Consider the following 19,785-nt stretch of genomic DNA (forward strand, 5'->3'; position numbering starts at 1 on the left):
CCCGCTCACGTTCCTTTCCCCTTTCTGTTCCATTCGTTCACGCCGAACCGTGCTGTTCGGCGACAGGAGACGTCTGTCATGAGCCGACACCCTTCCAACGTGATCCCTTTCCCAAACAACCCTGCGCACCAGGTACCTTTGACACCGAAGCCATCCAGCCGGCTGAAGCGACTGGCGAAGTTGCAGGATGTTACGAGCGCCGGCGTGACTTCCGGGTCACAAGCCATTCCACAGGCCATGGCCATGTGCGCGGCAACGTCCGATGCCTTGCCCGATCCGGCGATCGTCGCCCAGGTCGTGATTGGCTTCGCCCGACGCAAGGGGATCGCCATGACCAGCGTCCCGAAAATCTTCCGTGAGCAACTCTTCACGCTTTGCGCGGCCGGCGACCCGACGGCGCGGATGTTACGCGAGTGGCTCGAGGGCAATCGCAAGCTGCTGGACGTCAATGGGATGCCGACACCTCACGGTATTCATGGAACGGAGGAGGGCGTCTGATGGAAACCCTGACTGATCGCATCACGCGCTACCTTCTGGCCCGCATCCGCCGGCTGGCCATCCTCGATCTTTACGAGCGCGCCTCAGTCGTCGGATTGCTGGAGGCGGACTTCATCGTGGCTGGGGATGAGACGACCGGCACGGTGTGGCGCGGTTCGGATCAATCCTTGCGATTGCTCGACGCCGATCCGGTCAAGGCGCGCGCCGAGATCATGCGGCGTCTCGGGAAAGCGCCATACAGGACGACGACAATCGACGTGCTGATTCAGGACATTCCAGGAGAACCGCCCCATGAAAACGTCCGTTCCACCCCGAAAGACAGGACCGATCGGGAAGACCGTGCCGCAGGCCGCCGCCCGAAATCGGGACCTGTCGCTGCATCGAGCGCTTCTGAAGCACCATCGGCGTCCAGCAAATTCCTGGCGCTGCTTCGTGAGCAGCTTGCTCCGCCGAGCGTCGCCCATGTCGCTGTCGCCCTGCTGGTCGCCCGTGCGGTTGGCTCAAGCGTTCCCGACTTGTTGGCCCTGTCGGCCGTCCTTCGGAACCCTGGAGCCTTCGTGCTGATCAAAGCGCCGGTTGGCCGTTTCGAACGCCGCTTCGGTCTGATGCTCGAGGACGGCCTGATCGTTCCTTGCTGGACCAAGCTCGAAGACGTCCATCGCAGCAGCCCGCTCTCGGACGGATACGGTGATCGCCGCCGGGTCAAGACCCGCAAGACGATCAAGACACTCGCCGGCACCGATGTGCCGAAGGCGGTAGAGCGGTCGTTGAGCCGGTTCCTCGTGGATGTTCTGCTGGAGCGGTCAGCGCCCGTGGTTCTTGCCGATGAGACAAAGACCGCGCTTCCGCCCTTTGTGTCGATGACGGCCGATCTCGTTTTCGAGAGCGGTGGCCTCGATCATGAACTGATCGCGGAACTCCTGCAGACGTGTTGCGGTATCGCGCCGAAGCAGTCGCTGCGGCAGATGGAGAAGATGGCGCTTGATCTTGAAGGTCTCTCGATCGACGCGCTGGCGTTGGCAATTCGTCCCGGGCGCGGTCTCGAACACATCCTGTCGATCCTCGAAGTCCTCGGCGAACGGGCGCGATCCGCTGACAAGTCGGGCGATGACGATGATGACGGCCGCGGCTCCGGGCGCGGCAGCGATCGGTCGGGGCGGCCGAAGGTCAAGAGCCGCTTCCTGATCAAGGACGGTGATGACCCACCAAAATCCGTGGATGGGATCGATGTCGTTCAGCCGGAGAAGTCGGCGGAGACATCCGGGAAAGAGAGCAGCGGTAGCGCATCCGCTGGTCCGGCTAATCCGGAACACAGCCGGCTGCGTCAGCTGCGGGTCGAGACGCTCTTGGGTTATGGCGAGGCACGCGACTGGGCGCTCGACCTCAAGATCGACCTTCAGCTCTGGCGCGACGGTAGGCTGGCCTGGAGCGAGATGAGTACGAAACTTCTCCTGTCGGGACCGCCCGGTACGGGCAAGACGACCTATGCCCGCGCGCTTTGCAACAGTTTGCAGGTTCCGCTGCTGGTGACGTCTGTAGCCTCCTGGCTTGAGCCTGGTTATCTCGGTGACGTTCTCAAGCGCATGTCCAAGGCCTTCGAACTGGCACGGGAAAATGCTCCGGTCATCCTGTTCATCGACGAAATCGACAACATCGGAAGCCGGTCGGCAGGTCGACGAGAGCAGCATGATGACTACTGGCGCTCGCTGATCAACCGGCTACTTGAGCTTCTCGATGGAACCGCAAAGACCGATGGTGTCATCGTCGTTGCGGCGACAAACCTCCCCGAAAAGATCGATCCGGCACTGTTGCGATCCGGACGATTGGAAAAGCATGTTGCGATCCCCCTGCCGGATACGGAGGCGCTGGTCGGCATCCTCGCTCACCATCTCGGAGCTGATCTGGCTGGTGTGTTGGCATCTGCGCCGTCTGGCAGCCCCCAAACGATCGAAGCGACACGGCAGCGCCATGCCGATGTCGGCAGTGATGCGGACGTCATTGACCAATCCAACAGAGGAGCGCCCCACAATGTCTGAGCCGATCCACACGATCGCAACAACACAGCCCCATGAACTTCGACGGCTGGCTTTGCTGGCAACCGGCAGCACCGGAGCCGACATCGAACGACTTGTTCGTGAGGTTCGCAGGAAAACCAGAAGACAACAGCGGTCGCCGACCTGGGGCGATCTTGAGCATGCCTTGCTGGCCGGCCAGGTGAAACTCTCGGACGATGTGCGCTGGCGCACCTCCATCCACGAGGTCGGTCATGCGATCGCCTTCTGTGACATGGGGATCGCAGAGGTCATTACCGCAAGCATCGGGATCGGAGGAATGGGGCAGGTGGTCAGCCGGCAAGGTCAACATCTCCCGCAGACGCAGGACTGGCTGATGCGCAGCATCGCCTGCATGCTGGCCGGGCGGACGGCAGAGCTGCTGATCTTTGGCGACACGGTGGCCGGGGCAGGTGGATACGGTGATAGCGATCTGGCCAGGGCCACCGAACATGCGGTCGCCGCCGAGACCCGGCTCGGGTTCTCCGATCATCAGCCGTTGCTCTATCGGTCAGTGGCGGGAAGCATCAACGAGCTCAGTCTCGACCGGCAGCTGGCTGACCGGGTCAACAGTCGATTGATGGAAGCCGAAGCGATGGCACGCAGTCTGCTGGAGAACAGGCGGGACGCGCTGGTCGCCATCGCCACGCGGTTGAAGGACGTCGGGGTCATGACGGGCGAGGAGATCACGCGCCTGCTCATCGCATCCCCCGGTCCACCGGCCTGACGAAACCGGACGGGGAGCTCTGAAGCCGCGATTCCTGCCGGCACCACTGCGATTCACCGTTCCCGAATGCCGATTCCGAAGTCGCGGAAATCGATTCCGATCTGTGGCAGTTCGATTCCCGCCCCGGTACCAGCATCGTTGGGACGAGTTCGGGTGACCTGCCATCGGCAGCCGTCGGAGGTTCGTAGGCTGCAAGAGGCCGATGACGCGGTGCATCGCGTGACCCTCGATGCCTCACCACAATCTAGCCGCAGAGCTGGTTGGACAGGCCTCAGGGTACGTTATCGAGAGTTATGATGCTGTCCACCCCCGAAGTCGGCATCTCAACGTGGCTGCAATGCGCTTCACGCCTGATCAAGTCTTCTGCAAATCAACACCCATCAGATCAAAGCACCACACCTTGGTCTACGTTTCGGGCAACTCGAAACACATCATCTCAATTTACCCTTCCGCGATTCCTATCCCACATTTGTCGTTGCCAAAGTCGCGATCGGCGATTCCGGCAGATTGCGTTTGCAGGCCGCGCACCGTCCGGCTGGCGATTGGAGACGATCCGGCCCTCCCTGTCCGAAATGTCAACACAGGCAGCCCCGCTTGTTCCTTGCGTGGCCGGCACCGAGGCTGAGGCTCCACAACAAGGAGACAGGCAATGCCCCGGAAATCGAAGAAACAACGCAGTGCAGAACAAGTCGCCCGGCAGCAGCGGGTGAGGGATGCGGCCAAGGCCAGACGTCGGCCGTCTCGTGACGATCTGGCGAGGGTGCTGCTCTGGCAAATGATCACGGCCGCTCAGGGACGGAAAGATGCGCGGGTCGCCCTGGACAAGCTCTCCGAAGCCATCGTCGGCGAGCTGGAACGCCAGGGTTTTGATGTCCGGGAAAGCGAGGATGTCTTCGAAGAGCTTGCCGATCGTTATGTCGATGGTTTCGTTCCCTTCCGTCCCAAACGTCATCTGATGCCTGTCTAGCTGTCGCTCTGTCGGCATTCTCCTGCAAACGCTGTTTTGTTCTATACCCCCGTCCTCTCCCCATTACTCTTGATCACGGCGTTTGCAGAGGAATCGAAAAAACAGAGTCGTATCCTTCGGGCGGCAGCACGGACCTTAGAAGAGGTGCAGCCAATTCCGTGAGTGCTACCTTGCCTAGAAACAGGCTTGTGTAAGCGGTTGAAATAGATAAGTTTCATCGCATGATGGGAGACGCGGGAAACTTTGCTTTTCTAGCCGGAAACAGTCCGCAGCTTGCGCGGCTGGGTTCACTTGCCGAGCGCTATTTTCACGACGACCCGCCGACGTCCCTGGTGAAGCTACGCCAATTCGCTGAACTCGTCGCAAAGGACGTCGCCGCCCGCCAGGCGCTTCTGACAACTGACCGTATGTCGTTTGATGAAGTGCTGAGCGTTTTGCGCGCGCGCTCAGTTCTTCAGCGAGAGGTCGCCGAATATTTCTATCATCTGAAGCGTGCGGGCAATCTGGCTGCCCACGAAGACCGGGGCACCAGAAGCGATGCCTTGACTGCTCTCAAAGTTGCACGCGCCATCGGAGCGTGGTTCCACCAATCTTATGGGAATGCGCCGTCGTTTCGACCGGGTCCCTTCGTCCCACCTTCGCCACCCGCAGATGCCAGTGAAGCTCTGCGGCAGGAAATTGAACGTCTCCAAAAGGTCGTCACGGAAAGCACGCATGCTGAGGCCAAGGCACGGCTGGCGGCGCAGCAGGCAGAGGAGGCGCGCCGGGCACTGGAAGGCAGAGCCGCCGCCGAGGCGCAGGATCGGGCTTTCTGGGAAGCGCAGGCGCAGGAAACCGAAGCGGCCCTGCGGGACGCCGAGCGGGTTCTTGCCGAAACACAGGCCCGTGCCGCAGCCATGCCTGCCCAGCAACTTGACCTATTGGCTGAAGCGGCGGCGAGAAGCGCCGACCATATCGAGATCGACGAAGCGACGACGCGTGTCCTCATTGATGAGCAGTTGCGATCAGCCGGTTGGAAGGCAGATACTGCGCTACTACGCCATGGAAACGGAACACGCCCGGGCCAAGCTGAAGCCATTGCGATTGCCGAATGGCCGACGGACAGCGGTCCCGTCGATTACGCCCTGTTTATCGATGGCCGCTGCGTCGGTGTCATCGAAGCGAAGCGACAAATCCGGGATGTGCCGGGCCGTCTCGGTCAGGCGAAACGCTATGGCCTTGGCATCAAGTTGACTCCAGATGAGCAAGTCCCCGACAGCCCGTGGATCGATGGTCTTGATCAATTCCGCGTCCCCTTCATGTTTGTCACCAACGGGCGGCCCTATGTGAAGCAGCTCGCGACGAAATCGGGCACGTGGTTTTGGGATGCCCGAACTAAAGCGCCGCCGAGAGCACTGGCAGAATGGTTTTCCCCGCGAGACCTGATCGAGCGTCTGGAGCAGGATGTTTCTGACACCAACCCAGGCTTTGCGGACCGGGAGATTGGCGTCACCGGCCTTCGACCCTACCAGCAGGAAGCGATTCACGCCGTCGAAGACGCGATTGGACAGGGACAGGACCACATCCTGCTTGCCATGGCGACCGGTACAGGAAAAACCCGGCTTGCGATTGCCCTGATGTACGAACTCCTTCGTGCCAAGCGCTTTCGCCGCATCCTCTTTCTGGTGGACCGCAACGCGCTCGGGCGTCAGACGCTTGATGCTATGAGCACGACGGATACCAGTGGTTTCCTCAAGTTCGATCAGGTCTTTCCCGTTGCCGAAATGGCGCGCAAGCTGCCTGAGGCGACGGACCGCGTGCAGGTGGCAACCGTCCAGGCCATGATCCGGCGCATTTTCGACGACCCCAACGCCGAGCGACCGACCCCTGGAACCTACGATCTCATCATCGTGGACGAAGCCCATCGCGGCTACACGCTGGATGCGGAGCTGCGTGAGGATGACCTCGGCTTTCGTAATCTGGATGACTACCTCTCAGCTTATCGCCGTGTCCTCGATTATTTCGACTCCACCAAGATAGCGCTCACCGCCACGCCCGCCTTCCACACCCGGGAAATCTTTGGCGCGCCGGTCTTCCGTTATGGCTACCGGCAGGCGGTGATCGACGGTTATCTGATCGACCATCGCCCGCCGCGCCGCATCACCACCGCGCTCAGCCAAACCGGTATCTCCTTCGACAAAGGCGAAGAAGTCAACATCATCGATCCTCACACGGGCCAGGTCGATCTGTTCGATCTGGACGATCATGTGGATTTCGAGGTCTCCGAGTTCAACAAGAAGGTCTACACCCGCGCCTTCAACCGGGCGGTAGCCGCCGCTGTAGCGGCGGAGTGTCCGCCCGACCAGCCGGGCAAGACCCTGCTGTTTGCTGCGCGGGACGACCATGCGGATATCCTTGTCGAGGAACTGCGTGCAGCACTCGTCGAGGAATACGGTCCTCAGCCCCATGATCTCGTCGAGAAGATCACCGGGTCCGTCGATAAACCCGGAGACCGGATCAAGGCCTTCAAGAACGATCCGCGGCCCAAATATGTGGTCACCGTCGACCTTCTCTCGACGGGTATTGACGTGCCGGCTATCACAAATCTTGTCTTTGTCCGCCGCGTCAACAGCCGCATTCTCTACGACCAGATGATTGGCCGTGCCACCCGTCGCTGCGATGAGATCGGCAAGGAATATTTCCGCATCTTCGACGCCGTCGATATCTACGCGAACCTGCAGGAGGTGACGGATATGCGGCCGGTCGTGGTTGATCCCACCTTGAGTTTCGCGACGCTGGTCGGTGATCTCAACCGGGCGACCACCGATGAGGATCGTGCCTTCGTCCGTGACCAGATCGTGGTGAAGCTTCGCCAGCGGTTGAAACGGATCGATGACGATCAGCGGGAACGACTGGAGACGGTCCTCGGGCCTCTGGAGCCCTTGGTGGAGCGCCTGAAATCTGCGCCGCCCGCAGAGACCGCCGCCCTGTTCCAGCAATACCCCGCGCTGACGACTATCCTGGATGCGTCCCGCAAGGGCGTCCGTGGCGATGGCATCTATATTTCCGAACACGAGGACGAATTGATCTCGGTGGAGGACGATTTTGGCGGCAAGGCAAGCCCGGTCGATTACATCGAAAGCTTCGAGACGTTTGTTCGCAGCAACATGAACGCCATTCCCGCCATGGTCGCCGCCACCCAGCGTCCACGCGAGCTGACGCGCAAGGAGCTGAAGGAGCTGGCGATCCGGCTGGATGCGGAAGGGTTTTCCGAAGCCCGCCTCAGGCGTGCCTACGGCAGCGCCCGCAATGCTGATATCGCCGCCCATATCATCGGCTTCGTGCGCCAGGCAGCACTCGGCGATCCGCTGGTGCCCTACGAGACGCGCGTTGAAAACGGCGTGGAGAAGATGTTGGCAAGCCGGGCCTGGAGCCAGAAGCAGAAGCAATGGCTGACCCGTATCGGCCGCGCCCTGAAGGCTCAGCCGATCAGCGATCCCGAAATCCTGTCCGAACCGCTGTTTGCACAGGCCGGCGGGTTCGACATGGTGGACCGGGAGTTCGATTCCGGGCTAGGAGATGTGCTCAAGGATTTGAATGCCGCCATCTGGGATGGCGGCCAGGTAGCCTGACGAAAGTTTGCCATGAACCCCTCTGCCGATCTCGTGAACAAGCTCTGGCGTCTCTGTGCTCTGCTGCGCAAGGACGGCGTCACATATCAGCAATATGTCACGGAGCTGACCTATCTGCTGTTCCTGAAGATGGCGTCAGAGCAGAAGGACGAAAGCCGCATCCCGGAGCAATACCGCTGGGGCGCGCTGAAATCGGCCAGTGAAACCGAAGTGCTGCAACGCTACCGGCAGGCGCTGATCGATCTCGGCGACGGCACCAAGATCGCCGACCGCTCCGTGGTCGCCATCTTCCAGAATGCCGCCACCATCGTGCGCGAGCCCGCCAACCTGCGCAAGCTAATCGACGCCATCGACGGGCTGCATTGGTTCAGCGAGGAGCGCGACCGGTTTGGCGACGCCTACGAGGGCCTCCTGCAAAAGATGGCGGAAGAGACCAAGCGGGGCGCCGGTCAGTATTTCACGCCGCGCGTGCTAATCGAGGTCATGGTGGAGCTGATGAAGCCGCAGCCGGGCGAGGTCATCCAGGACCCAGCCGCCGGCACCGGCGGTTTTCTGATCGCCGCCAACAGCTATATGAAAGAGAAGACCGACGATTATTTTGCCCTGTCACCTAAGCAGCAGGCGTTCCAGCTGCAGGACGCATTGCGCGGCGTGGAAAACGTGCCGGACACCTTCCGCCTGCTGCTGATGAACCTGCATCTGCATGCCATCGACCCCAACCATATCGACCTCGCCGATACGCTGAGCCCGCGCGGCTCGGAGACAAAGTTCAAGAATGCCAATCTCATCCTCACCAATCCGCCCTTCGGACCCGCCGGCGGTCCGCCAACCCGCGACGACCTGACGATCACCGATCGTGTTTCGTCCTACCAGTTGCCCTTCGTTGAACATTGCATCCGCGCTCTGAAGCTGGGCGGCCGCGCCGCTGTCGTCGTGCCGGATAACGTGCTGTTTGATGATGGGCGCGGCAAGGAGCTGCGCCGCCGGCTGATGAGCTGGTGCAATCTGCACACCATCCTGCGTCTGCCGACCGGCATTTTTTATGCGCAAGGCGTCAAGACCAACGTGCTGTTCTTCACCCGCGCCACCGAGGAAGCGCCGATGGAGGATGCGACGAAAGCAGTGTGGATTTACGACGCCCGTTCCGGCGCGCCCTCCTATGGCAAGACCAATGCCTTCAAGGCTGCTGACCTCGAAGCCTTCGTAACCGCCTTCGGCGAAGACCCCAACGGTGCCTCGCCGCGTGAAGATCAGGGCGAAACCGGCCGTTTCCGCAGCTTCACCCGCGAGGAGATTACCACTCGTGGCGACAATCTCGATATCACTTGGTTGAAGGATACCAGCACGGAGGCCGAGGACGGGCTGGAGACGCCGGAAGATATTGTGCTTGCCATCGAGGGCCATCTGAAATCGGCGCTGGAGGAAATTGCGGCGCTGATGGCGGAACTGGAGGGAGGTGCGATTGAGTTGGTGGTACCGGAGGCAGCGGAGTAATGAGCGGAAGGGCAGCAACAGACCGCGTACTGCGGGGTCGCTTCGGCATTTCCGTGAATGATCCAGGGCATCCGACACCCCCGGGATGGGTTCGCACACCATTGACCGATATTGCCGACCTCGGGACAGGACATACGCCAAGTAGAAATCATCCGGAGTATTGGGACGGGGATGTTCCCTGGATCGGAATTCGCGATGCTGGCGCTCATCATGGAGGAATTATCAACACGACCGCTCAAACGATAACGCCGCTTGGGCTGGAAAATTCGTCGGCAAGGCTGTTGCCGAAAGAAACCGTCTGCCTCTCCCGAACAGCGTCAGTCGGCTACGTCGTCAAGATGGGCCGCGACATGGCGACTAGCCAGGATTTTGTTACATGGAGTTGTAGTCAGGCGCTTGATCCGGACTTTCTAATGTCCGCCCTCTTGGCAGAAGGGGACGATATTAGGAAGTTTGGAGAGGGATCGACACACACCACGATTTACTTCCCTGCGGTCAAGGCATTTCATCTCGACTTGCCTCCCATAACGGAACAACGCCGGATCGTTGCAAAGCTGGATGCGCTGACCGCCCGCATCGCTCGAGCCCGTGCGGAGCTGGATCGGGTGCCAAGACTCGCCGAGCACTTGCGGATTAAAGCGATAAGGCGGGAGTTCGCCCTCCACGATGAGTGTGAGATATCTGCGCTAGAAAGCCTTTGCCGAATAGGTACTGGTTCAACACCAAAACGTGGAGACGTCCGGTACTACGAGGGTGGAAGCATTCCTTGGATTACATCCGGTGCCGTAAACGATAGGTCAATCACGCAGCCATCCGAGCTAATAACCAACGCGGCGATCACAGAGACAAATTGCAAGGTGTTTCCGGCGGGTTCGCTTGTCGTTGCACTCTACGGTGAGGGAAAAACTCGAGGAAAAGTGGCCGAAATGCAGATCGCTGCGGCGACAAATCAAGCGTTGGCGGTCTTGCATTCTTTTGACCGATCTCGGATCGAGCCGGATTGGATCAGAATATTTCTGGAAGCAAGATACGAAGAGACACGGTTGGAAGCAGCGGGCGGTGTGCAACCGAATCTAAATCTAGGAATTATCAAAGCTATTCTAATACCGGTGCCGACATTATCCGCGCAACGCGCCGGCATTGAACGGGTGACAGAGTTGCGAGCGCGCGCCGACCGCCTCGAAGCCGAAGCCGCCCGCGCCCGCAAACTTCTCGACCGGCTGGAATCCGCCATCCTTGCCAAGGCCTTTCGCGGCGAGCTGGTGCCGCAGGACCCGAGGGACGAGCCGGCGGAAAAGCTCCTGGAGCGCATCCGTGCAGAACGTGATGCTGCGCCGAAGCCGAAACGCGGCCGCCGCGCCGCCTCCTGACCTCGGACAAGATCATGCCCATTCCCGATTACCAGTCCCTCATGCTTCCAGTCTTGCGGCTTGCCGCTAACGGCGAAACGCGCGTGCCGGAGGCGGCGAACAAGCTTGCCGATCAGCTCGGCCTTTCCGTTGAGGAGCGAGAGGAGATGCTGCCCAGCGGACGGCAGCGCCTGCTGCACAACCGCCTGCACTGGGCAAAATTCTATATGACCAGGGCGGGCCTGATCGACAGCCCGGCGCGCGGTCGTTTCGTGGCAAGCGATCTAGGCCGCAAACTCCTCGAAACCAAGCCCGCCTCCATCAACGTCGATACGCTGAAAGCCTATCCGGCATTCGTCGAATTCTACGCCTCCAGCAAATCCGGCTCCGGCAGTCCGGATGCGGCCGCAATCGGTGCGGGCGAGGCCATCGATGCGACCACCTCCGCCACGCCGGAGGAACAGATTGATGCCGCGCAAGCGCTCTTGAATCAGGCCCTGAAGGCGGACCTGCTGCAACGCATTCTGGCGCAGAGCCCAACCTTCTTCGAGCGCGCCATCGTCGATCTTCTGGTCGGCATGGGCTATGGCGGCAGTCACGAGGATGCGGCCCGACGGCTTGGCAAGACAGGGGACGGCGGCATCGACGGCGTGATCGATGAGGACCGCCTCGGCCTCGACCGCATCTATGTCCAAGCCAAGCGCTACGCCGCACATGTCGGCGTCGGCCGACCAGAGGTGCAAGGTTTCGTCGGCAGCCTCGTCGGCTTCGGCGCAACCAAGGGCGTCTTCGTCACCACATCAAGCTTCAGCACGCCCGCTAAGGATTTCGTCCGCCATCTCCCCCAGCGCATCGTCCTGATCGACGGCGACCGCCTCGCCGACCTTATGATCGAACACGGCGTTGGTGTCCGCGTGGCGCGCACGGTGGACGTAAAGCGGCTGGACGAGGACTTCTTCGTCGAGGAGTAATCGCGTGCTATAGCTGGAAATGCGGAAATCATTTCCGCATTCCAGCAGGTAAGACAGTCTACTCTGCGGCGATGGTCAGTTCGGCTTCGGCCTCGTCGCCTTCGACCTCGGCACTCTCAGGCAAGCCAGATTGTAGGCAGAACCATATCCTCGAACAGGTGCTCGATGAGAAGCACGCCAACATCCTTGCGCTGGCAGCCGAGTTGGGGAAAACAAAGGGTAAGAAGCCGGAGCTGAAGCTGTAGGGCTATGTCGGGCTCATTATTAGCGTCACGTCATCTGGCGTCATCGGCTCGTTCCCGCGCTTATCAAACTTTGAATGATAAATTCGGTTTCGTATGCCGATTTCAGCCACGATCTGGTCCACGTCTGATTTGCCGCCTTCCTTCAAGGCAGACCGGACGATTGCTGAAGTCGCGGCGCGATAATACTCCGCTGCGTTGATGATGACCGATTCAAGATAAGTCGGCGTGCGCCCGGAGTGAACCAACTGGTTACGGGCCCGATATATGCGGTGTATCTGCCAAGTGACACGATTGAGATGGTCGGTCAGCGCATCGTGCACTTTCTTAGGTGTGCCGTAGTCAGAGTGAAGCTTCCACGTCCGATGTAGCGCAAGCGGATTATTTGCGATCAAAGCGCACAGTTCCGTGCGCAGGCCTTCATGCTCAGGAAGCATGATCAATTTGGCAAAGGCGTTTGCTGCATCCGGCGTGCGGGATGGCTCGGCCCGCCATATCAGATCAAGAAAGCGGCGTCGGTAAATGACCAACAGCCCGTTGTAGACTGCCGCCATTTGCCGACGCGCATGCCGGTAGGCTATGCAGGGTGCAATCAGCTCGTTGTAGTGAACGATACGGGGAACATCCCGCGGATCGCTCAGAAGCACTTCGAAAGCCGACCACAGCGAAATCAACTGATTTTCGGGATTGGTAGAATTGGTGGCAAGGGCTGCGGTGTTAATGGAACTCAGAAGCCGTTCTGTTGAAGGAGCATCAAAGCTGGAATTGATGGCTTTCGCATGGTTGGCGATGCTCCGCCAGCGAGGCATACGCGAACGATTATAAGCCGGAAACCTTAGCATAAACTCGTTCCTGCCGACGCTGATTCCTGACTGAGCGCGAGGACGGGTGACATACATCCTGTCACCCCAGTCGCAATGCATGCCGTGAGGGTCAAGAAACGCGATAGCACGGTGCGAGCTGAGTGACTGGTATGCCTCATTCGCTGCGCCGTGCGGGTCAAGCTGCTCTGTCTCAAATTGTGTAAAAGACGGCGTTTGGCGGAAATTGGGGTTTCTGGTGAGCGCTGTGCTCTGAGCCGGCGTGAGGCGGCTGTTGTCATGGACGATGAAGTTCGATGCCACCAGATAATTGCTCAGTTCCTGCGTCACAGTCGCGTAGACAAGGAATTTTTTTTGCTTGCAGTCAAATTCCCTAAAGAATTTCGAGACTTTGGCCGCGCCCATGCGCTGGACCGGGTTGTCAAAGAAGTAGGCGTTTAGCGTCTGCAAAACATGTCCACGAAGGTAGCCAGCGTTGATCAGAAAACTGCAATAGAAGCCAGTCAGTTTTCGCAGGTTGATCGCGTCCCTCTGTCGACCAATCGATTCAACAATCTGCTGCTCAACGGTCTCCTTGTAAGTTGCGCCGACGAGTTTCATGATCAGCTTTAGGTGAGAAGCGAAGAGATCGAGCGGAAAGTTCGTTTTGGCTTTCTGGGCGACCACCGCCTTCAGGGACTTGATCTCAGATTCGGCTAACAGCCTAGCTACGGGGTCTTTGTCCAGCGACCAGTCGATTTCATCCATTATTGGATGCAATGTCGCCACGGGTATTCTGCCTCGCCTCACATCGTCCACCAGCACCAATGCTTCCTTCATTCGGGCTAGGGTATCGAGGGAGTAGACGCGGAAGCTCTCGAATGTGTTGGGCGTCAGCATCTCGCGCATCAGCTGCGCAAACATCAAGATCGATCGGTTGCCCTGAGTATCGGGCCAAGGATTAGTAGGTAGGCGCATCTGCGACTCACTTAGGTATGAGAAGTTGTAGAAACATAGCTGCGGGCTTTACTTTTGCGCTAGGCACCCTGACCGCCGATAAACAGCTTTTTCAGACGATTGACGCTGCACCAAGTTCCGATGACTCGTAGCTGCCAACTCTCCTTCATCGAACCACGATCCCCAGTGTTTCGTACTCCGCCCGGAACCGGGGGAATGCTCGGAACGCTTAATAAACACAGTTCTATCGCTGGTTCATTGACGGATAACCGTTGAATCGCAACCGTCCCGCGGACTGTTGTACAACACCGTCGTACACGAGTATCAGGTGATCGAGATTTGAAAGCCTCTCAACGGCTTGGAAATGGGCTGAACCCTTAGCCGGGAATCACGCTTCGGAGGGGCGCACGACCTAAGCACCTTTAATCTTACGTCCTCGCGTGCGTTCCTCCCTGGCCAACTTATCAAAATCCAGCCCCCGATATGGAGACAGATCGATGTCGGGAAGCGGCATGTATGCAATCTGTCGAGCTTTCGTTTCGGTCAACGTTTTGAAACCATAGAGCTCATGCTCATCTGCACCGAGTTCGTGGCCGGCCTGCAGTTTTCGATCACGGGTTTCGATGCCTTCGTCGCCGGAGGTTGAAATGAAGCCGCCCCTCAGGGAATGGTACACTTCCTGACGAACCTCTTTGATGCCCGCCCGCTCAAATAGCCGAGCCATATATGAAGAGGCGCTCTTACTTGGGTCAGCCAGCCTATTGAGTTCCTTGAAAATAAACTCAACACCTTGTTCTTTCGCCCACTGCGGAAACCCGATTTCGACGAGGAAATTGTGGAGAACGAAAAAGCTCACGCTGGCATTTGTCTTGTACGGAACTCGCCGCCAGACACCGTCGCCGTAGACGATGCCGCCAGTCTGCGCGACCCACACGCCTTCGAATTTTTCGCGGAAATCGATGCCTTGGAGATGCACTAACAAACCGAGCCGTCTTCCGGTCAGCAGGCCGAGGAGTGGCAGCATTGCATTGTCCAACAGACCCGACTGCACACCCGTGTTGAGCAGCAGCTCGACCTTCTTTTTCGACAGCGGTTCCGTCGGAACTGATTCCCGGGCGGAATCCGGGTAAACCAGTTTCGTGCCAGCAATCGGGTTGGAATAGTCATAGGTGGTTGTCCGGGACCCGAAGACCGTTTTGACGACCGCGACGTACCCTTCCTGCAACGTTTTGCGCGCCAAGGTTTCCAGATGGAAATCCTGGTTGCTGGCAATGATCTCGCGTGGTGTCAGGTTGCTATCTCGATCCTTCTGCTTAGCCGGCCAATATTTCATAAGGTCGATAAAGGCTTGCAAGTCCGTGGGCGTGTAGGTGTCGATGGGATGGTCGCCGATCAGGTCGACGAACAGGTTGAGACGGAATTCCGCAATGTCGAGGTCCGTGCTTTTCCCGGACTTGCCTGATTGACGCAGCGTCAGATATTCGGATGCGACCTGACTGAATAGAGGTTTCGTGGACGGCTTGCGCTCAACGGTTCGACGGTCTGCCTTGAACGCGGGCGTTTCCGAGCGTGAAATCGGCCCTTTCTTCGATCGCTTGATCGAAGGCGCAATTGGCATCGTGGTTTGTGCAGGTGGGACCGGTATCTGGGTCGATGAGTAGAGCTGCTCGAGAATCGAGACAGGTCCGGCCATTTCGTCATATTTGGCGATATGCCGTGTGACGAGCATGTCTGCGTTGTCGGCAATCATCTCATCATGAGATTGCCCCGATTGTTTCGCGGCAACCTCCCGACCGATGCGCACAAGCCCGCGCATCATCTCGAGACCTTTGGCCTCTTCAGAGGTCGGGGCGCGAGCGGGCTCGCGCAAGTCGAACAATCCGCCTTTGAGAATCAGCGTCGCGAATTCGAACGGCCAGTCGTCGGCAGGAATATCCTCATCAGCAAAGGCACTCACGATGTGCGCCAGATCGAGTCCCTCGTAGCCAGCCATTCTCTTTTCGATCTCCCTGAACACAGTTCGCGCCAAAGCAGCTAGCGCATCAGCAAACTCCCGTGCTTCCTGATGCGGGAGGGCACCGAGGCTGATCCGGATCGGTCGGGAGCCAGCGCCGCCACCGATGCGTTTCGGCAATCTGATCTGAAAAAGGTAGATGCCGCCGCTTCTGACCAGATAGAGCCCGGATGATCGCTTTTTAAGCTTGCGATTCCGTTTCTTCGCGGAAATCATTTCCGCATCCGGCGATACATCGGACTGTACATGGAGCGATACAATGCGCGATACATTCATGACTGAACTTCCCTTTTGAGGGCAATCGGTCAGGAATTTACGAGGAAACCCAAGGGCTTGCGGGTAATTGGGGAAGAGTGACCCAACGAATGGCGGAGAGGGTGGGATTCGAACCCACGATACCCTTGCAGGTATGCCGCATTTCGAGTGCGGTGCATTCGACCACTCTGCCACCTCTCCGCATGCGCGAACGCTTGCGTTGCGCGCTCCTCATAAACATCAATGGCCGGGCTGACAAGGGAAATTTCGTGTTTGTGTCACAAATTATTCGTCATGGACGATGGTGGAGAAACGCTTCGGCTTTTGGCGGTTTTCGTGAATGTTTTTAATGTGACGCGTCTCGGCCTGGAAGCATGCACCTCATGTCCGACCGCGGTGTTAGAGCCGTTGATAGCGCCGTAGGATTTCCATAATTCGGCCGTCCTGGTCCGGATCGGGCAACAGAGCCGGCTGACGGCTGGCGCCGACGGAGGGGTCTTGAAGATAGAGCGAGCGCTTGACCATGGCGGGCGCAAAACCGAGCGCGTAGAGGTCAGTGCGGAAGGCTGTGTAGATCGCCTGCTGGCGTTCAGCCTCAGTGACATTGCCGGCGTTGAATGCATTGAGAATGCCGGCAAGCACATCCGGCATGGCGTTGCCAAGGCCGGAAATACAGCCTGCCGCGCCGTTCTGCAACGACCACAGAACAAGGTGATCCGGGCCGGAATAGACCTCGAAACCGGATATTTCCTTCGCCACCTGGAGATAGGCCTCCAGCGTCTGCTGCGCGCCACCGGAATCCTTGATGCCGGCGATATTGCCATGGGTTGCAAGTCTGCGCGCGGTTTCCGGCTCTATGTGATTCTGGGTGCGGGCGGGGATATCGTAGAGATAGGTCGGGGTCTCAACGGCATCGGCCACCGTCGAGAAATGGCGGATCAGGCCGTCTTGCGTGCATGCGATGAAAAAGGGCGTGATAACGGCGATACCATCGACGCCGATACGGTCGAAGGCTTTGGCAAGCTGTATGGTCTCGAATGTGGCGGGCATGCCGGCATTGACGATGACTTTGGCGCGACCGGCCACTTCGTCCACCACTTCTTCGGTCAGGCGGATTTTTTCTTCATGGGTCAGCGCGGTAAAATCGCCGTTGGTGCCGGCGCACATGATGTTGTTGCCGGCCGCCACCTGGCGGCGCACCTGCGCGCGCGTGGCTTCGTAATTGATCGTTTCGTCCTCGTTGAAACAGGTGACGAGCGCGACGAAGGCTTGTTTGGTCATGAAAGAACTCCACTTGAATTTCCGATGACATGGCCGGCATCCGCCGGGCTGCGCGCGGAATGCATATCGGGGTCGGGATCGAGGCTCGCCGAAAGCAGCGCGCGGGTATACTCCTCGCGCGGCGCCTCGAAAACCTGCCGGACGCTGCCGAATTCCACTACCTCGCCGCGCTGCATGACCATGACGTGATCGGCGAAATCGCGAACCACCGGCAGGTCATGGGCGATGAAGATGAAGGAGAGGCCCATTTCGCGGCGCAGCTTGTCCAGAAGCGCGATGACCTGCGCCTGAACCGAAACGTCAAGCGCCGAGACCGCCTCATCGCAGATGATGAGCTTCGGCTCAAGCGCCAAGGCACGGGCAATCGCGATCCGCTGCCGCTGGCCACCGGAGAACTGGTGGGGATAACGGCGCATATGTTCCGGAGACAGGCCGACCTGATGCAGCAATTCGGCGACCCGCTCGCGCCATCTTGCCTTGGGCAATATCTCCGGATGGATAACCCAGGCCTCGGAAATCAATTGGAACACCGTCATGCGGGGATTAAGCGACTGGGTGGGGTCCTGAAACACCATTTGCAGATCACGCCGGAGCGCAAAGAGTTCCGCAGGCGGAAGCTTGAAGAGATCGCGGCCCTTCCACAAGGCGCTGCCCGAATCCGGCTCATCGAGCCGCAGCAGAATGCGCGCCAGCGTTGACTTGCCGGAACCACTTTCCCCAACGACAGCAATAGTCTCACCAGCCATCAGATCAAAGGAAACCCCCTTCAGCGCTTCGAATGCGCCGTACCGCTTGCGCACGTCACGCACGCTGAGCAGCGCTTCGCCCACCGCCTGCGGCTCGTGCATTTCGCCCCGGCCGGGGGCGGCGCTGATAAGCTTGCGGGTATAGGGGTGCTGCGGATTGCGATAGACCTCGCGAACCGTGCCGGCTTCCACCAGCACGCCCTTTTCCATCACCACTACCCGGTCGGCGATTTCGGCGACGACGCCGAGATCATGGGTGATGATGAGTACGGCCATACCGGTTTCCCGCTGCAGCTCCTTGAGCAGGGACAGCACCTCCGCCTGCACCGTCACGTCAAGCGCGGTGGTCGGTTCGTCGGCGATCAGCAGGTCGGGCTGCAGCGCCAGCGCCATGGCGATCATGACGCGCTGGCGTTGGCCGCCGGAAAATTCATGCGGATATTTCCTCAAGGCGCCATCCGGATCGGGAATGCCGACACGCGCGACAAGCCGCTTTGCCTCCGCCTCAGCTTCCGCCTTGCCCATGCCATGGGTGGTCATCGCCTCACGGATCTGCCAGCCGACAGTATAGACGGGATTGAGATGGCTGAGCGGATCCTGAAAGATCATGGCGATGCGCCGGCCGTTGACCTCGCGGCGCGCTTCTGCCGGCATGGTCAGAAGGTCTTTGCCGTCAAGCAATATCTGGCCGCTGCTGATATGTCCGGGCGGCATGTCGATGAGGTTCATGATGGCTGAGGACGATACCGATTTGCCGGAGCCGCTTTCACCGAGGATCGCCAGCGTTTCGCCACGGTCGATATGGTAGGAAACATCCTTGACCGCATGGACGACACCGCTTGCGGTGTGAAACTCCACGGAAAGATTGCGCACGTCGAGAAGATGGTCAGCCATGCTTGCGGCCTTTCATTTCCAGCCGCCAGCGTTGCACGGGGTCAAGCGCGATGCGCAGCCAGTTGGAAAGCAGGTTGAGCGACAGGGTGGTGAGGATGATGGCAAGGCCCGGCCAGAAGGACAGCCACCAGGCATTGGTGAGATATTGCCGCCCCTGCGAGATCATCAGGCCCCAGGTGATTTCCGGCGGCTGAATGCCGATGCCAAGGAAAGACAATGCGCTTTCCGCCAGCATTACATAAGCGAAATCGAGCGTCGCAAGCGTCGTCAGCGTTGGCAGCACCACGGGCAAGATGTGGCGGAACAGAATGCGTTTGCCCGATGCGCCCATCACCCTTGCCGCCTGCACGAACATGCGCTCGCGCACCTCCAGCACCTCGGCCCTTGTGGTGCGGATGTAAACGGGAATGCGGGTGATCGCCAGAACAAGCATCAGGTTGAGGATGGAGGAACCGAGCAGATAAAGCACGATGACCGCGATCAGCAGCGACGGAAACGACATGATCACATCGGCAAGCCGCATGATGATCTGGCCGACGCGGTTTGAGGAAAAACCGGCGATGAGGCCAAGCACTGTGCCGGTGACAGCGGAGAGAAGCACGGCGCCGGCGGCGATCATCAGCGTGTTTTGCGTGGCGGCGATGATACGCGCCAGAAGCGAGCGGCCGAGCGCATCCGCTCCCAGCCAGAAGTACCATTCACGCTGCCAGTCGAAGGGGGCGAGATTGCGTCCGCGCAGGTTCTGTTTCGTCGCGAGATCGCCAAGCCAGGCCGGGCCGACAAAGGCAAGTATGACGATGACGATGAGGAAGATCGCGGCACAGAGCGCGAATTTATCCGCCCACAACATGTGCAGCATGCGCGTTGCAAAGGACGGCTCGTCGATGATCTCAGTATCGGCGTTCAAAAGGCTCATGGCTGAATGGCC

Annotated in this window: 13 protein-coding genes and 1 tRNA gene; 8 read left to right on the top strand and 6 right to left on the bottom strand. The window is 59.3% G+C overall.

Features of this window, described 5'->3' with window-relative positions:
- Positions 1 to 78: 78 nt before the first annotated feature.
- From ACQZ5F_RS17690 to ACQZ5F_RS17725, 8 genes are all read left to right on the top strand, one after another.
- Positions 79 to 498 carry a hypothetical protein gene (locus ACQZ5F_RS17690; RefSeq protein WP_225338839.1) on the top strand — a complete coding sequence of 140 codons (420 nt, stop codon included), beginning with the start codon at positions 79 to 81 and terminating at the stop codon, positions 496 to 498.
- Positions 498 to 2,534, top strand: a complete 2,037-nt coding sequence (locus ACQZ5F_RS17695) for an AAA family ATPase (RefSeq protein ID WP_225338840.1) — start codon at positions 498 to 500, stop codon at positions 2,532 to 2,534. Before ACQZ5F_RS17690 ends, ACQZ5F_RS17695 begins: the two co-directional genes overlap by 1 nt.
- Positions 2,527 to 3,276 (top strand): ATP-dependent metallopeptidase FtsH/Yme1/Tma family protein, encoded by a 750-nt coding sequence (locus tag ACQZ5F_RS17700; RefSeq protein WP_225338841.1) that lies wholly within the window; start codon positions 2,527 to 2,529, stop codon positions 3,274 to 3,276. Before ACQZ5F_RS17695 ends, ACQZ5F_RS17700 begins: the two co-directional genes overlap by 8 nt.
- A 649-nt stretch (positions 3,277 to 3,925) precedes the next feature.
- Positions 3,926 to 4,243, top strand: coding sequence for a hypothetical protein (locus ACQZ5F_RS17705; protein ID WP_225338842.1), 318 nt, complete (start codon positions 3,926 to 3,928; stop codon positions 4,241 to 4,243).
- 221 nt (positions 4,244 to 4,464) lie between these two features.
- Positions 4,465 to 7,854, top strand: coding sequence for a type I restriction-modification system endonuclease (gene hsdR / locus ACQZ5F_RS17710; RefSeq protein WP_225338843.1), 3,390 nt, complete (start codon positions 4,465 to 4,467; stop codon positions 7,852 to 7,854).
- A gap of 12 nt (positions 7,855 to 7,866) precedes the next feature.
- A complete protein-coding gene (locus ACQZ5F_RS17715; protein ID WP_225338844.1) occupies positions 7,867 to 9,348 on the top strand; it encodes a class I SAM-dependent DNA methyltransferase in 1,482 nt (493 codons plus the stop codon).
- On the top strand, positions 9,348 to 10,718 hold the full coding sequence (locus ACQZ5F_RS17720; RefSeq protein ID WP_225338845.1) for a restriction endonuclease subunit S: 1,371 nt from the start codon (positions 9,348 to 9,350) through the stop codon (positions 10,716 to 10,718). Before ACQZ5F_RS17715 ends, ACQZ5F_RS17720 begins: the two co-directional genes overlap by 1 nt.
- A gap of 14 nt (positions 10,719 to 10,732) precedes the next feature.
- Complete coding sequence (locus ACQZ5F_RS17725; RefSeq protein WP_225338846.1) at positions 10,733 to 11,668, top strand: restriction endonuclease; 936 nt, start codon at positions 10,733 to 10,735, stop codon at positions 11,666 to 11,668.
- A gap of 247 nt (positions 11,669 to 11,915) precedes the next feature.
- Here the strand turns inward: ACQZ5F_RS17725 and ACQZ5F_RS17730 are convergent, their stop codons facing one another.
- The 6 genes from ACQZ5F_RS17730 to ACQZ5F_RS17755 form a co-directional block, all read right to left on the bottom strand.
- Positions 11,916 to 13,634 (bottom strand): hypothetical protein, encoded by a 1,719-nt coding sequence (locus ACQZ5F_RS17730; protein WP_448730586.1) that lies wholly within the window; start codon positions 13,632 to 13,634, stop codon positions 11,916 to 11,918.
- A 445-nt stretch (positions 13,635 to 14,079) separates the two neighbouring features.
- Complete coding sequence (locus ACQZ5F_RS17735) at positions 14,080 to 15,957, bottom strand: hypothetical protein (protein ID WP_448730585.1); 1,878 nt, start codon at positions 15,955 to 15,957, stop codon at positions 14,080 to 14,082.
- Between the two features lie 90 nt (positions 15,958 to 16,047).
- A tRNA-Ser gene (locus tag ACQZ5F_RS17740) sits at positions 16,048 to 16,137 on the bottom strand.
- Positions 16,138 to 16,335: 198 nt separating this feature from the next.
- Positions 16,336 to 17,217, bottom strand: coding sequence for a dihydrodipicolinate synthase family protein (locus ACQZ5F_RS17745; protein WP_225338849.1), 882 nt, complete (start codon positions 17,215 to 17,217; stop codon positions 16,336 to 16,338).
- On the bottom strand, positions 17,214 to 18,857 hold the full coding sequence (locus ACQZ5F_RS17750; RefSeq protein ID WP_225338850.1) for an ABC transporter ATP-binding protein: 1,644 nt from the start codon (positions 18,855 to 18,857) through the stop codon (positions 17,214 to 17,216). Before ACQZ5F_RS17750 ends, ACQZ5F_RS17745 begins: the two co-directional genes overlap by 4 nt.
- Positions 18,850 to 19,773 (bottom strand): ABC transporter permease, encoded by a 924-nt coding sequence (locus tag ACQZ5F_RS17755; RefSeq protein ID WP_225338851.1) that lies wholly within the window; start codon positions 19,771 to 19,773, stop codon positions 18,850 to 18,852. The genes ACQZ5F_RS17750 and ACQZ5F_RS17755 overlap by 8 nt, the downstream gene beginning before the upstream one ends.
- Between the last annotated feature and the right edge of the window lie 12 nt (positions 19,774 to 19,785).

This window comes from Agrobacterium sp. 22-210-1 (assembly GCF_053522525.1).

Excerpts from the sequence above, each read along its gene's own strand:
- hsdR (WP_225338843.1), top strand. The coding sequence starts at position 4,465 with ATGATGGGAGACGCGGGAAACTTTGCTTTTCTAGCCGGAAACAGTCCG.
- ACQZ5F_RS17720 (WP_225338845.1), top strand. The coding sequence starts at position 9,348 with ATGAGCGGAAGGGCAGCAACAGACCGCGTACTGCGGGGTCGCTTCGGC.
- ACQZ5F_RS17695 (WP_225338840.1), top strand. The coding sequence starts at position 498 with ATGGAAACCCTGACTGATCGCATCACGCGCTACCTTCTGGCCCGCATC.
- ACQZ5F_RS17735 (WP_448730585.1), bottom strand. The coding sequence starts at position 15,957 with ATGAATGTATCGCGCATTGTATCGCTCCATGTACAGTCCGATGTATCG.
- ACQZ5F_RS17700 (WP_225338841.1), top strand. The coding sequence starts at position 2,527 with ATGTCTGAGCCGATCCACACGATCGCAACAACACAGCCCCATGAACTT.
- ACQZ5F_RS17730 (WP_448730586.1), bottom strand. The coding sequence starts at position 13,634 with ATGTTTGCGCAGCTGATGCGCGAGATGCTGACGCCCAACACATTCGAG.
- ACQZ5F_RS17715 (WP_225338844.1), top strand. The coding sequence starts at position 7,867 with ATGAACCCCTCTGCCGATCTCGTGAACAAGCTCTGGCGTCTCTGTGCT.
- ACQZ5F_RS17690 (WP_225338839.1), top strand. The coding sequence starts at position 79 with ATGAGCCGACACCCTTCCAACGTGATCCCTTTCCCAAACAACCCTGCG.
- ACQZ5F_RS17750 (WP_225338850.1), bottom strand. The coding sequence starts at position 18,857 with ATGGCTGACCATCTTCTCGACGTGCGCAATCTTTCCGTGGAGTTTCAC.
- ACQZ5F_RS17745 (WP_225338849.1), bottom strand. The coding sequence starts at position 17,217 with ATGACCAAACAAGCCTTCGTCGCGCTCGTCACCTGTTTCAACGAGGAC.
- ACQZ5F_RS17705 (WP_225338842.1), top strand. The coding sequence starts at position 3,926 with ATGCCCCGGAAATCGAAGAAACAACGCAGTGCAGAACAAGTCGCCCGG.
- ACQZ5F_RS17725 (WP_225338846.1), top strand. The coding sequence starts at position 10,733 with ATGCCCATTCCCGATTACCAGTCCCTCATGCTTCCAGTCTTGCGGCTT.
- ACQZ5F_RS17755 (WP_225338851.1), bottom strand. The coding sequence starts at position 19,773 with ATGAGCCTTTTGAACGCCGATACTGAGATCATCGACGAGCCGTCCTTT.